Consider the following 14268-nt stretch of genomic DNA (forward strand, 5'->3'; position numbering starts at 1 on the left):
CCGATGTAGGATAGGACTGTTCATACAATACGGACACATTCCATACCTGATAACAAAGGAGATTATGTCACAATGAATAGCAAAAAATGGTTTGCCACCCTTGTCATGTCGTCTATGCTGGTCATGCCCTTGAACGGAATTACTGCCGAGGCAGCATCTACGACTGCAACAGGTTCGTACAATCTTGATTTTCATACAGCTAGCTATACTGAGAAGACCGCCACACTGGATGGCAAAACGATCAAATACCGGGCGTACGAGAAAATCGTTTATGTCAAACATCCTGTCGATACACAATACGAAATTATGAATATCTATGTACCGGAGCAGTACTATGAAGGGCAATCGATCGGTAGCTACAACGCAGATAACGCACCGATCTTCTTCCCGAACGCGATTGGCGGTTATATGCCTGCTGAGCCAGACAGCCCGGGACAGGGCATGGGTGGCGGTGATAATGCTGCCTTGATTGCACTTGCTAACGGTTATGTGGTCGCTTCTCCGGGTGCACGTGGTCGTACGGCTACAACGGGTAAAGCTCCGGCAGCAATCGTCGATCTGAAAGCAGCAGTACGTTATTTGCGTTACAACGATAGCGTGATGCCTGGCGATGCCGATAAAATTATCTCCAATGGTACAAGCGCAGGTGGTGCATTGTCCGCACTGCTAGGCGCTAGCGGTAACAATGCCGATTACGAGCCATATTTAACAGAATTGGGCGCAGCGGATGCGAAGGATGATATCTTTGCCGTATCGTCGTATACACCGATCACGAATCTGGATCAAGCCAACGATGCGTATGAATGGCAATTCAATGGTATCAACACCTATTCCAAGCTGGAAATCTCCACAGATACCGATTACCATATTCAGCGCAAAACAGTGCAGGGCACGCTAACTGCTGATCAGATTCAAGTGTCCAACGATCTGAGCGCAATGTTCCCGGCATACCTCAACAGTCTGAATCTCAAGGATGCAGACGGCAATGCACTGACTTTGAACAGTGACGGTACAGGCAGCTTCCGTGATTACATTCAATCGTTAGTGATAGCTTCCGCGCAAAGAGCACTGGATAACGGCACTGATCTATCAGACAAGAGCTGGATTACGATCAGCAATGGCAAAGTAACGGATGTAAACTATGATCAATATCTTGCGTATCTCGGTCGTATGAAAACGCCGGGTGCCTTTGACGCGCTGGACTTGAGCGCAGGGGAGAATCAACTGTTCGGTACGGCGACAACCGATACTAAGCATTTTACTCAATACGCACAGGATCATAGCACGGTAGAGGGCAGTAGCATGGCAGATGCTCAAACGATCAAGCTGATGAACCCGATGAATTATATCTCTACCTCTGGCACCGATACAGCGCCTAACTGGCGGATTCGCTTCGGTACGAAGGATAGCGATACATCGACCGCAGTTTCAGCGATGCTGGCACTGGATTTGCAAAATAAAGGCTACAATGTCGATTATGCACTGCCGTGGGATGTACCACACAGTGGCGACTATGATCTGGGCGAACTGTTCACCTGGATGGCAGGAGTAGCAGGCGGATCAACTGTCAATGCTACCGTTCCAGTAGCCGATCAGAGTACAACAACTGGCGGTATGAATATGGGTGGGGGAATGACGGGGAAAGCAGGGGCACCGGATGACAGTGGAACAGACAATACGTCTGCCCCTTCCGGTACATCTACCACAACCGGTAGCACGACATCACCATCATCCAACACATCGACAGCGCCGATATCTGCTACAACGACAGCTACCGCAGGCAAAGCAACAGTCAAAATCAACAGCAAAACTGCTACGTTAGCTAGCTACAATATCGCTGGCAGTCATTATGTGACCGCAGACGATCTTGCCACTGCACTGCAAGCAACAGACAAAGCGTTTACCGTTGCAGCAGATTCAGCAACAGGCTCCATATCGCTCACCAGCACGACAGCATCATCTGTATCAACTAGTAATACAACGAGCAGCAATCCAACCCGTTCTGCCAAAGCTTCGACAGCCAAGGCATCCGTAACCGTCGATGGCAAACAAGTACAAGTCACCGCCTACACGATTCAAGGCACAACGTATTTGAAACTACGCGATCTCGCTCAAGCGCTAGACGTCAATCTGAGCTGGCAATCAGTAACCCGTCAGCTGAACATCGATACGACAACAGGCTATTCAGCGGAACAGTAAGACGGTTCGTATACAGAAAACACAGCAACGATATGCGTGAGAGATAACCAGCCTTACTATAGGCGCTTGCTGAGTAATACATGTTCTTGTTCTTTTATGTATCGCATATGCGTATAGTCTCGCAATGGATTTTGAGCACATATATGAACATGTATATGTTGCAGGAATCGGTCTCGTAAATACTCTAAAACGCAACAAAAACCCCCTGTTCTCCAGTATTGGAGTTCAGGGGATTTTGTATATTCATAGTAGGCACAAGCTTCCTTATGATTCGAAATCAAAGAAACCTTCACAAGATTCCTTCAAAAGATCCCATCGGTTCAAATTCAATCTCACGACAATTGTACGCACATTTGAAGCAGTAACCTACAGCGTAGCTACGTCGATAACGAAGCGATAGCGTACATCACTGTTCAGTACGCGCTCATAAGCTTCATCTACCTGATGCGCATGAATCACTTCGATCTTCGGCTCGATACCATGCTCGGCAGCGAAGTTCAGCATTTCCTGTGTTTCCGCGATACCGCCTACGAGAGAACCGGCGATGCTACGACGACCCATGATCAGCGAGAATACGCTATATTGGTCTTGCTCAGCTGGTGCACCTACGTTTACAAGTGTACCGTCTACACGTAGAAGTGACAGAAGCGCATTCACATCCATATTCGCGGATACTGTATTCAGAATCAGATCAAATTGACCTGCCAGTTGTTTGAACGTCTCTGGATCTTCGGTTGCAAAATAGTGATCTGCGCCAAATTCAAACGCTTCATCCTTTTTGTTGACCGAACGACTCAATGCCGTAACTTCTGCGCCAAGTGCATGCGCGAATTGCAGCGCCAAGTGACCGAGTCCACCGACACCGATAACAGCTACTTTTTTACCCGGCCCTATATTCCAGTATTTCAATGGGGAATAGGTAGTGATACCTGCGCACAGCAGTGGGCTAGCTACATTCATTTCCAGCTTTTCTGGAATGCTAACGACAAAGCGATCTTTCACTACAATCTTCTGGCTGTAACCGCCGTATGTTGGCGTGCCATCATATTCGCGCGAGTTGTACGTCTGTACAACGCCTTGCGTGCAATATTGCTCGTCACCGCGTTGACAGTATTCACATTCACCGCAAGAATCTACAAAACAGCCAACACCGACACGGTCACCGACTGCAAATTTCGTTACATCACTACCGACAGCTTCAACAATCCCGGCAATTTCATGACCCGGAACCATAGGGAAAATACCGCCGCCCCACTCATCGTAAGCACTATGAATATCGGAATGGCAAATGCCGCTGAATTTGATATCGATCAAAATATCATTCGGACGAAGTTCTCTGCGCTCAATCGTTGTCTTTTCAAAAGGTGCCTTAGCATGCGAAGCACTCAATACTCGTGTTTGTACCATTTTCTCCACTCCCTATTCTGTATGTTTTGGTAAGTATCTAAACAAAGTGTTATCTGCTAATCAATGAACACTTACTCATTTATTATATACATATTTTTGATAGATGCAATTTTAGGTAGACAATCGGGTGCAATTTAATAGGTTACTGTTTAATAGCTTCATCGTGATTTGTGATTAGGAATATAGAGGTGGTATAGCTGAGTTGGTAGCGATTTGTAGCTGTGTTTTGCAGCTTTGTATGGTACATGTAAAGCAACTCACCTATAGACTTCATAATGTGAAGAACAACGTGAAAAAGGTTGTATATTTCTATTATTGTTCATTCGCCATACTTATGCCCTGTTCGGAAGCTGAACGATCTCGTAAAGTGTAAGTATCAGCAAGACGAACAATATGAACATCACGAACAACACAAATAGCACACAGGAATAAAGCAGCAGGCTATGGATCAGCTTCCTTCTACTCATCGGAGCCAGAACGGAGACTTGTCTCCCCTGGCATAATTCAGCTTTTCCGCTCTCTTGCAGCTTTATACATTCCAACATCATACATCAGCCGCAGGCTATCAGAACACTTCCTTCTAACCCAAACTGTCCTTTGTCAGTGTTCCGGCTCTCCTGCGGTTGTTGTATATACAGGAGGATTACATATGAATACGAATAGTTCCAAACACATAATACACCAGCAAGCACATAACAATACGCGTCCCATTCTACCTGCCTTTCAATGGTTGAATCCTATTTTGCTGCGACGTGTACAAAAGCTCATATTGCCTGAGTCGCAATCCCAACCATCTCATCCAACAGAGCCTGAACAGATCGACAATACAGCACCCATCAGTGACTTGATTACTGAGCATTCATCACCTAATGAACGTATGCTAGCAACGTTGCTCACACATATGGAACAGCTTGGCTACACATTTGACCATGATCTCCTGCAAGCTTGTCGTACTTTGCCAGTTACAGAACTGATTGCACTTCATCAACAGATTGTACCGACATTGCAGCATATGGTTGGCGATCATGTGAAGTATAAGCCGATGTATCCGAACTTCCCTGATGAAGTTATGGAGGCATCCCATGCACAGCTGTACCTGAATGCGATGCTGCATTACAGCTTGGGCACATTACCGGACAGTGCAGCGCAGACTCGTCCGTTGTTGCTGGACAATACCCAGCTTCGATTCATCTCGCTTGCTGAGGAATCCGCTGGTATATATATGATGCGGAATTTGGCAGCCGCCAATGGTTCACTGTCCGAACAAGATAAAGAAGATCTACGCATAGCATTGCACCATGTGGAGGACGTCGAGCAGCTGTTGCCAGAGCAGATTCCATATAAGGAAAATGCAGCTTATGTTGCAGCTGTATTGCTGGATAATGGACGTGCCAGCATTCAGCGATTGAGCGGTTATTTCCGCACCGCTACCGATGTCCTGCGTCTTGCGGCTGGTTTGTCCGGGCTAGATACCAGTCTGGCATGGGCGAAAAAGCTGCCACAGTTGACCCGTCCATTTGCCAATGTGTATAACATGAATCAGGGCATGAATGTGCAGGTGAACCATACATTGAGTGTGAATGGAGACAAACAAGCAGGGGCTGCCGATCCTGCAACTGCGTATCACTTTCGCAAGTTCAAACGGTCGGAGCGCAGACTGTTGCTCGGTTTGCTCGAATGTACTGTTCAGCCATTAGAAGATATGGTGCTGTACCGTGAGCAATGGAAGCGACTTGGTGAGATTCTACATCCGGGTGAGATGCGTAAGCAGTATCCGAATGCATTTGCAGCCTTTACCTCTTTGCGACGGGACAAGCATATCGTTACCTTTCGTAGTGAAATTCAGCATGGCTTGGCGAACGGCGATCCCGCTGTGATTGCCAAGCTAGGTACACGTCCGGGTGAACTGGCACGACGACTGGATATGCTGTTGCGTTCGCAGCCACAACGATCCACAGCTATTTTGGAGCAATTTGAGCAGCATATGAATGAGCTGTCTACTCCGTTACTGCTGCAAATGATGGCACATTTCAAGCATCGTCATGAACCGCGACGGTATCGTGTCTTTTTCCCGAAAGGTAATATGGGGAAAGTCGTTGCGATTCCGAATACTTTGCCTGTGCTGTCAGATGCAGTAACGGAGCGCCTGACACAAGGTATTGAACATGAACTAAGACGGCGTTTTGCTGAACAACCATCGCTTGGACGGGTATACATCGAACCGACGTTGCAGCAGATTCCGGTTCCACTATCACAGCGTTCAGTAAGTCGTGCGCTGCGTGCATTACCACGTGGAAGTCGAGTGGATATGCTGGATGGAGACACGGTGCGATTGTTCTGCTGGTGGAGTGATCTTCGGGAAGGGCAGCATACTCGTGTTGATGTCGATCTGTCCGTGATCCTGATGGATGACAACTGGAACCATGTCGATACGCTTGCTTTTTATAATATAAAAGCAGACTTTGGTGTTCACAGCGGTGATATTGTATCCGCACCCCAAGGCGCATCTGAGTTTATTGATCTGCATATTCCGGCTGTACTGGCACAGACTCGTGCACGTTATGCCGTTGTACAGGTGAATTGCTTTACTGGACAGGCGTTTGCGGAACTGCCGGAATGCTTTGCTGGCTTCATGATGCGCCAGCATGTTCAAACCGGCGAAGTATACGATCCACGCACCGTACAGTCCAAGTTTGACCTGACCGTTCAAGCCCAGCAAGCTGTACCGTTTGCACTGGATCTGCATACCCGTGAGATGATCTGGATGGATGCCGTGCTGAAGAATCGCAGTTTCCAGATTACCGCACAGGATAATATGACAGGTCTGCAAATGCTCGGTCACGCTTTCTCCGATCTGCGCCGACCGATGCTGTCTGAACTGTTCACATTGCATGCCCAAGCGAGAGGTACACTGGTGGAACGTATGGAGGACGCTGATACAATATTCGCGATGGAGCAGGGCATCACACCATATGAGACAGATATGATTCTAGCTGAATTTATGTGACAGATTGCGGTATGGGGGGGAATCTAATCTGGTAGAGAGGAAGAGTGCGATGGATTCCGATTCGGTAAAATATATAACGTATGATCAACGCCATATGGATATCATTCAAGCGGGGATTGAACCGATTCAAGTCTTTTTGCAAACGGAAAGCCAGCAGGAAAAAGACAATTTGCTATTCTGCATGGATCGATTTCTTGACCCGTGGTTTGGGTATCAACTTCCTCATCTGGAGCAGATCTTCGTCCTGTTACAGCAACATCTGTTTACAGAGGAAACAGTGGAGATCAATAATGTTATCTTGGAGCTACTGACGCAGTACGGAAGGCAGACACTGGATGTAATCGCCGATCAGATAGAGCAACTTGAGCCTGAATTGCTAGCAGACGCAGTGTATGCGCTCGGTATGACGTACAATCGTAAGTACATTGCGATTGTAGAGAAGTATCAATCTCACGATGATCCTGTTGTGCAAAAGGCTGCCAGTGAAGCGATACACGAATTGAATCTGTCTACATCGTGAATCTGAGGAAGTAATAGATTTTGGGTTGTACAAAATGAAAGAATAGTGATGGGACAAAAATAGAAAACAAATGGAAAACAACCTGCTAAATTGTGAGATTCAGTAGGTTGTTTGTATGTTTGATAGTTTATTCGCATTATTCGCATTATTCGCATTATTCGCATTATTCGCAAAGACTATTCAATCCATCTATTTTAATTTACATAATATTTATTATGTTAATATATTGTTTTCTAGTTTCGCTTTATAATTTCAAAATACAAAATGAAATCCTAAGATAACCAAAATAAATGAAGGAGAACATAGTTTGATCAAATGCTACTGTATAGTAGTTTCTGCCACAATATACTATAATTTATTCATATCTATGCGACAAACAACTTATTGCTATCAGTTGCAATACCTGTCAGTTTATTGCTTTGAAAATGTAGTTGCTTACATAACGAACAGTAGGCTTCGATAGTTGAACATGAGCAGTCAGCTCCAATACTTCAACTCATGCAAATAATTTATCTACCTGATCTATAAGTAACTCAGCCAATCTACAAGCAACCTATCCAACCTACAAGTAAGGAGTCGTGATTCAGATTGAATGATAAAGAGAAACAACTACAGGAGAAAAGAAAGTTCAGGCTGCAAGTCGTCGTTGTCATTTTTGGTTTTATGGCTGGTGGATTTATTTTGTTAAATATTTTGCTGGCGGGGATGCCTCTGTTTGCGCTTGCTTTTTGGTTTAAAGAAATCACTACTGATTACAGCGGAGCAGAACAAAGTATCATCCAACATTTGGAGAAAACGTACAACGAACCATTTGAACTGACCAATATCCAAAGCCCCCTTTTACCAGACGACTATCTTGCAAGCGCTCGTCCGATCCATCATACCGAAATCAAATTTGGTATCGAAGCTACTGTACGTAAGAGGGCAGTAGAAAGCTGGAAAGACGACTATCTCAAAATCAAATGGCAAGCAAAGGCAGAGCAGGAGTTTCAGAGCATTGCCAAGCAGGGATTGCCTGCTAATGCGGCTGCAACCATTCGCATCTATCAGGGGAAAAGCTATCCTACATACGATAAGCAGATCACGACGTTTAACGATTTTGTAAACCAATATCCTCAAACCTTCAACACTTATATTACGGTTGTTATTGCATCCAAGCAGGGTACACAACAAAACTATATACACGATATTGAACATTTGGTGCATGTACTGAAGCAGCATGGTTTTGGACCAAAGCAGTTAAAGTATGACCAATTGGAAGTTTATTTTATGGACGTAGATTCTTTGCCAAAGGGACGTGAATTCCAGCAAGTTGTTCAGGAGGAAGGTATCAAGCAAACCGTACTACATCATCACGATATTATTTTCAAAACGATTGTAGTTGATATGGACGATGATTATATAGACGAAATCAAACAAAAGCTTTTTATCGCAAAATAATTATTACCATAATAATAATTATGTAAACTAAATACGTTGTGAAAAATAATATTGTCCTAATGTATAGAAAGATTCAATTAAGGGTAAAGGTATTATTGGGTGTACAATGACAGGTAGGCACCATCCAAAAACGAGAGGAGCTTTTCATATGACAACCGAAAACCTGAATGCCGCCGCATCTGGCACGTTCAAGATTGGCGGCGATCTGGAAGTGAATCGTCTTGGTTATGGAAGTATGCAATTGACAGGCAAAGGAGTCTGGGGTGACCCGAAAGACCCTGACGAAGCGGTGCGCGTCTTACAGCGTGCAGTCGAGCTGGGCGTCAATTTTATCGATACTGCGGACTCTTATGGTCCATTTGTAGCGGAGCAATTGATCCGCAAAGCGCTTCATCCGTACAAGGATGATGTGATTATCGCTACCAAAGCGGGTCTGACTCGTTCCGGTCCGAACGATTGGCGTCCAGTGGGACGTCCAGAATATTTACGTCAGCAGGCAGAACTCAGTCTGCGTCATCTCGGTCTGGAGCGCATCGATCTGTTCCAATTGCATCGTATTGATCCGAAGATTCCGCTGGAAGAACAACTGGGTGAACTGGAAAAGCTGCGCCAGGAAGGCAAGATTCGTCATATCGGTCTGAGCGAAGTGGACGTCGATCAGCTACAGGCAGCTAGCCAAATTACCAAAATCGCTTCCGTGCAAAACCTTTACAATTTATCTACCCGCAAAGCGGAAGACCTGCTCAATGAAGCGGAAAAGCAAAATATCGCTTTTATCCCATGGTTCCCGCTGGCGACTGGTGAGCTTGCTCGCGATGGCGGTCCGTTGGATGAAATCTCCAAAAAGCTCAATGCCAAACCAGCACAGGTCGCTCTTGCCTGGTTGCTACGTCGTTCTCCAGTCATCCTGCCGATTCCGGGTACATCAACGGTATCGCATTTGGACGAGAATATTGAAGCAGCTACATTGCAATTAAGCGATGAGGATTTTGCCACATTGGATAAGCTGTCCGAATAAAGATGATGTTAGACGATATATAATCATTTCAACGCGAATACGCAATATAACAAAGCTGTAGAACGAGGCTTTAACGTATAAAACCGGATGTCTGAAATAGACATCCGGTTTTTGCTTTATTGATTTCATTTTATTGCTCTCATTTTGCTTGATTGCTCTCATTTTATTTTAGATCCGTCGCATTTTGTTTTACACTCATCCCATATTCATTACATACTTGCATTTACTGATCATCATTTACCGATTGTCAGCATCCACGCGTTCATCTAGCAGTTGTAGCAACTGCTGCAATGCCGTCATCGGGTGTCCACTACGTTGACCTTCCGCGAGAGAATAGCGCATAGATTCTGTATCCTGAGCCGCTACTTTGCCACCGTGATGAAATTGATTGAATGCCTGATAGTCCAGCGGTAACAGCTGTTGCTCCATATTCTGATGAATATACGCTGTTGTCTGCTCATTCATGGACTGAGCCATCTGTTGTCCTTCTGCTCCATGCTGCGGGAGAGAAGCAATCTCGGATTGTGCTGCACAAGCCAGTGTCCATACGTGTTGATTATGAACAACCTCGGCAAAAGGTCGCCATCCTGTGAGATCACAAGCCGCATAAACGGGAAACCCAATACTGGAAAATAGATCAAACATGACCGGACTCGCCTGACTACAAAGCGAAACCTGCGAGCGATTGTATAGATCGGTAAACTGCTGCGCCACCAGATCGTTGGCTGTTTCGATTCGGAATCCATGCAAGTCCGCTGGGTGTCGGTACGCAATGATAGATTGAGCAATCTGCTCTGCATCCGCTGGTTGATGCACAGGCAGTGGGGCATGGGATTGATGAGCTAACGTACCCAGCATACCGCGCAGTAGCTGGTGAGAAGGCAACCCCATTTGCTCCATGTAAAATGGTTTCAGCCCATGTCCAAAACCACACATAATCACGGGAGTTCCATGATGGCGTGCCATCGTCCCAAGCCCTGCTAACAATTCTTTCCCTGTAGATGTACGACTGTGATGCCCATCCAATGTGATGATAATAAAATCATACGATTGAGCAGCTACTTGTTCTACATGATCCACGACATCATAATGGTCAAAATCTTTTAAGGACACGTCATCATAACAATACAGCTTTTGTGGTGCTGCAACGGTAGCGGCACGTCCTGAACGGACAAGAAACGTAATCTTTGCGCCCGCTAGTGCCAGATGGTAACCGACGGAGAAGCCTGTAGCGCCTGCCCCAACGATCAATATGTTTGCAGAAGGGATGTTTGTAGTCATACACTATACTCCATTTCTCCGTTGATCATGAAATGAACAACTGTTGATTTTATATCATGGTGTTAGTATAATTTGCCCACAACCACGCTTACAATCATCAATTTAGAGACAATTGGTATGCAATCAACAGATCATGGATAACCTGTTGAATAGATGAAAGGAAGGACGCCAAATGGTCGGTATGAAGAACAATCGCCGCACTCAATATACACGAGAACATATTAAGAAAAGCTTTCTAACATTGCTACAGGACAAGGACGTTTCGCAAATTACAGTGAGTGAAATATGTAGATTGGCGGATATCAATCGCGGGACGTTTTATTTGCATTATAAGGATTGTTATCATTTGCTGGAATGCTTACAGCAAGAGATGTATCAACAGATTCGCGATATTATGACAGCGCAGCAGGAGTTTTGTCAGAGTGGCGGGGCGTTGACGAAGTTACTGCAAACGTTTCAGGAGCAACAGGCATTGTATCAATTACTTTTGCTGCGAGACAATGGCAGACAGCTGCTAACGCGGATTATTTTGGAGATGTACACGGTTAATCATTCTGCCCACCAGCCTATCACCGATGACGATCCCGATATATCAGTCAACGATACCAATGTGCAAATGGGGGATCTGGATTACCGTTTTACGTACATGGTGTATGGCGCGATGGGTGTGATCAATCAATGGCTGGAAGCTGGGGCGAAGCAAAGTGTGGATGAGATTGCTGACATTATAGCTTCCTTTTCCCAGTCGACTGACAAGCATGGAACGAAATAAGCGATATATGATTAGATGCTGCAATAATGTACTATAGCCATTTTCCGAAGACAGGTATATTGATGTAAAACACCGCCAACGTGCAGAGAGGGGTTTTTCCCATCAGTATCCTGTCTTTTTTGTTGTATTGTTTCATTATTACGTTCACGCCTGGACCTAGTAACATCGTCATTCTCTCGATTGCGCAAAAAGAAGGGACGCAGCGGGCGCTACGCTACACATATGGTGCGACACTCGCATTTGCCTTGCTGCTTGTGACCTCTGCTTTTCTGAATAGCATGCTGGCAATCGTCTTGCCGAAAATTATGATTGTAATGCAGATCATCGGTAGCTTATATATGCTGTATCTGGCTTATCAAATTTCGCGCAAATCCAAATCGTCCAAGTCCAGTACACTCAGTGGCATGGGAACATTTCACTCCGGCTTTATTACGCAATTCGTGAATCCGAAAGTAATTATGTTCACGATGACTGTCATTCCTACGTTTATTATGCCGTACAATTCAGCGATAACAGGATTGACAATCGGTGTACTCGTGATTACCTGCATCGGGTTTCTCGCCTATACAACTTGGGTGATGTTTGGTACAATTTTCAAACAGTTTCTACAGCGGCATCAACGGGCAGCGAATCTGATTATGACTTTGTTTCTGATTTATGCAGCCGTCATGATCTGGGTATAGGAGGAAGATCAATTGAATCCGACAGAGCATTTTGTATATAAAAAAGCAGCTGGTATTACGATGCTGTCCGCCAGTATCAACGAATTTACGTATAAGCGACATTCGCATCAGGAATATTCACTCGGCGTAACGTTGCGTGGGATTCAGCGATTCACGATGGATGGCAGTTTGCAGTTATCGCATTCTAGTGGTGTAATGCTGTTCAATCCTGAGCAAGCGCATGACGGTATGGCGAATGATAGAAGCGGGCTGGATTATGTTATGCTCTATGTCGATCCAGAGCTGATGAAGGAAGCGACTGGGCAAAAGGAGCTGCTGCGCTTCTCATCGCCGATTGTCTACGATCCTGTCTTAAACCGCAATATACTATCTTTATCCAAAGCGATGTTACATGATCAGGATGACGCCCTATGCAGTGAATTGCTCATTTCGTTGACCGACAGCCTTGCCCGTACCGATTGGACTTCACGTACTTCGCAGGATGTCGGACTGATCCGCAAAGCCAAAGATATGCTGCATGCTGATCTTGGCGGCGTGATGAAGCTGGAGCAGATCAGCGCGGAGCTAGGCTTGTCCAAGTTTCAATTCATCCGTATGTTCAAAGCACAGACTGGAATCTCGCCGTATCAATATTTTTTGAATCGTAAAATCGAGTATGCCAAGCAGCTGATTGAGCAGAACAAGGATGTGTACACCGCTGTAACAGAGTGTGGATTTGTAGATTTGACGCATTTGAATAAGCATTTTAAAAGTGTGTATGGTATTACTGCTTTTGAATATATGATGTATCTTGGATAAATATGAAATAACCAAAAGCCAGATGAACGCCGGAATATCCTTTCCGATGAGCATCTGGCTTTTGGTTATACGTGAGTCATATTAACCACACTGTATCTATCATACTGACGCATTCAGCGTCGTTCCGTACTTTTCCTTCAACTGCTTGATATCCGTCCGTGGCGGCGCTCCGAACAGACGCGCATACTCCCGACTGAATTGGGAAGCACTCTCGTAGCCAACGCGAAACGCTACATCTGCCGCATCCGCCGATTCTGCCAGCAGTAAGCGCCGTGCTTCTTGCAAACGGAGCTGCTTTTGGAATTGTAACGGACTCATCGCCGTCACTTCCTTAAAATTCCGGTGAAAGGACGACACGCTCATGCTCGCCAGCTCCGCCAATTCCTCTACTCGTAGCGGCTGATCATACTGCTGAATGATCTGCTCAATCACCTCACGAATACGATACGAACTACTACCTTCCAGCGCAATCTGCGCCAATGTTACGCCATATGAGGTCTGTAATAACTTGTACAGAATTTCTTTGGTAAATAGTGGCGCCAGAAATGGAATATCTTTGGGTTGCTCCAACAATCGTGTTAATCGCACTGCCGCATCCAATAGATGCTGCTCACTTTCGCCAACGAATAACGCACGTCTAGCATTATCTCGTGGCATTTGCGGCAGATCGGTATCGTTAAGCACCTCAAGAATCTGCGCTTGCGAGAATTCAAGCTTAAAGCTCAAATATGGTTCATTCACCGATGCCTGTACGACTTGACCGACAACCGGTAAATTCATAGAAGCAACCAGATAGCTAGCAGGTCCGTAAGCAAGATGCTCATTAGCGAGAAAGATATCCTTGGCACCACTGGCAATCATGCACAGACAGGGCTTGTACACGCGAAATGCCCGTTCCGTTGTCTGCCGATGATGAATGAGAAATAGCGAAGGCACAGCCGTTTCGAACAAGCCCTCACCCGGACAATGACGCTGAATCAGTGTTGCCAGTTCGGCATTCTGATGATGTAGATGCTGGATCATGCTATCTGTTCCTCCTCTGTACAGGCTAATGTGAAGCCTCCCTATGATTGCATTATATACCTGTGAACATACCGCTGTTAATGCCCGTAGGAGAAATAGGCAATCATTTAAGATGAATGA

General features: G+C 45.5%; 11 protein-coding genes. 8 read left to right on the forward strand and 3 right to left on the reverse strand.

Going from position 1 to position 14268, the window contains the following annotated elements:
* Nucleotides 1-72 precede the first annotated feature (72 nt).
* Nucleotides 73-2199 (forward strand): subtype B tannase, encoded by a 2127-nt coding sequence (locus tag ACE3MZ_RS11460; protein WP_411346558.1) that lies wholly within the window; start codon nt 73-75, stop codon nt 2197-2199.
* A gap of 366 nt (nt 2200-2565) precedes the next feature.
* Here the strand turns inward: ACE3MZ_RS11460 and ACE3MZ_RS11465 are convergent, their stop codons facing one another.
* Nucleotides 2566-3606 (reverse strand): NAD(P)-dependent alcohol dehydrogenase, encoded by a 1041-nt coding sequence (locus ACE3MZ_RS11465; RefSeq protein WP_411346559.1) that lies wholly within the window; start codon nt 3604-3606, stop codon nt 2566-2568.
* 649 nt (nt 3607-4255) lie between these two features.
* Here ACE3MZ_RS11465 and ACE3MZ_RS11470 point away from each other — a divergent pair.
* The 4 genes from ACE3MZ_RS11470 to ACE3MZ_RS11485 all read left to right on the forward strand — a co-directional run bounded on the left by ACE3MZ_RS11470 (nt 4256) and on the right by ACE3MZ_RS11485 (nt 9591).
* Nucleotides 4256-6613: a cytoplasmic protein gene (locus tag ACE3MZ_RS11470; RefSeq protein WP_411346560.1), complete on the forward strand. Its 2358-nt coding sequence runs from the start codon at nt 4256-4258 to the stop codon at nt 6611-6613.
* Between the two features lie 49 nt (nt 6614-6662).
* The gene (locus ACE3MZ_RS11475; protein WP_411346561.1) at nt 6663-7133 is read left to right on the forward strand and encodes a hypothetical protein; all 471 of its coding nucleotides are present in this window, start codon (nt 6663-6665) and stop codon (nt 7131-7133) included.
* A gap of 588 nt (nt 7134-7721) precedes the next feature.
* Nucleotides 7722-8573 carry a hypothetical protein gene (locus ACE3MZ_RS11480; protein WP_411346562.1) on the forward strand — a complete coding sequence of 284 codons (852 nt, stop codon included), beginning with the start codon at nt 7722-7724 and terminating at the stop codon, nt 8571-8573.
* A 148-nt stretch (nt 8574-8721) separates the two neighbouring features.
* Entirely contained in the window at nt 8722-9591 is an 870-nt protein-coding gene (locus ACE3MZ_RS11485; RefSeq protein ID WP_411346563.1) for an aldo/keto reductase, read from the forward strand.
* Between the two features lie 237 nt (nt 9592-9828).
* Here ACE3MZ_RS11485 and ACE3MZ_RS11490 read toward each other — a convergent pair whose 3' ends face one another.
* Nucleotides 9829-10872, reverse strand: a complete 1044-nt coding sequence (locus ACE3MZ_RS11490; RefSeq protein ID WP_411346564.1) for a 2-dehydropantoate 2-reductase N-terminal domain-containing protein — start codon at nt 10870-10872, stop codon at nt 9829-9831.
* 172 nt (nt 10873-11044) lie between these two features.
* On the opposite strand from ACE3MZ_RS11490, the gene ACE3MZ_RS11495 reads away from it, so the two are divergent.
* The 3 genes from ACE3MZ_RS11495 (at nt 11045) to ACE3MZ_RS11505 (ending at nt 13125) form a co-directional block, all read left to right on the forward strand.
* Nucleotides 11045-11644, forward strand: coding sequence for a TetR/AcrR family transcriptional regulator (locus tag ACE3MZ_RS11495; RefSeq protein WP_411346565.1), 600 nt, complete (start codon nt 11045-11047; stop codon nt 11642-11644).
* Nucleotides 11645-11745: 101 nt separating this feature from the next.
* Entirely contained in the window at nt 11746-12327 is a 582-nt protein-coding gene (locus ACE3MZ_RS11500; RefSeq protein ID WP_411346765.1) for a LysE family translocator, read from the forward strand.
* 60 nt (nt 12328-12387) lie between these two features.
* Nucleotides 12388-13125 (forward strand): AraC family ligand binding domain-containing protein, encoded by a 738-nt coding sequence (locus ACE3MZ_RS11505; protein WP_411346766.1) that lies wholly within the window; start codon nt 12388-12390, stop codon nt 13123-13125.
* A gap of 99 nt (nt 13126-13224) precedes the next feature.
* Here the strand turns inward: ACE3MZ_RS11505 and ACE3MZ_RS11510 are convergent, their stop codons facing one another.
* On the reverse strand, nt 13225-14148 hold the full coding sequence (locus ACE3MZ_RS11510; RefSeq protein WP_411346566.1) for an AraC family transcriptional regulator N-terminal domain-containing protein: 924 nt from the start codon (nt 14146-14148) through the stop codon (nt 13225-13227).
* Between the last annotated feature and the right edge of the window lie 120 nt (nt 14149-14268).

Source organism: Paenibacillus sp. WLX1005 (assembly GCF_046603685.1).
In the GTDB taxonomy this organism is placed as follows: domain Bacteria; phylum Bacillota; class Bacilli; order Paenibacillales; family Paenibacillaceae; genus Saccharibacillus.